Source organism: Acinetobacter sp. TUM15071 (genome assembly GCF_008980925.1).
Taxonomy (GTDB): Bacteria; Pseudomonadota; Gammaproteobacteria; order Pseudomonadales; family Moraxellaceae; genus Acinetobacter; species Acinetobacter dispersus.
Window position 1 is genome coordinate 1 of the sequence record NZ_BKGB01000086.1, and the last position, 303, is coordinate 303.

A 303-nucleotide genomic window follows, 5' to 3' on the forward strand; every position below is an offset into this window, starting at 1 on the left:
ACGGTGTACAACACCACAGTACAGGCAGGTGGTACGTGGAGCGTGAGCGTTCCAGGTAGCGACTTGAGTGCCGATGCAGACAGCACCATCAACGTGACCGTGAATGTGACGGGTGTCGGACCTGTAAGCACTGACCACAGCTATACCGTGGATATTACGCCACCGAACCCAGCGGGTGCGGTGTTAACGATTGCGGCTGTGACAGCTGACAACGTATTGAATGCGGCAGAGTCAGGTGGCAATGTGACCATCACAGGTACCTTGACGGGTATCCCTGCTGATGCAGCGACCAGTGCTGTGACC

At 56.4% G+C, this 303-nt stretch carries 1 protein-coding gene; it reads left to right on the forward strand.

Translation table 11 applies throughout. From position 1 onward, the window contains the following. Positions 1-303: hypothetical protein (locus tag GBI66_RS19555; protein WP_171494356.1), on the forward strand; the 303-nt coding region annotated here is incomplete at both ends.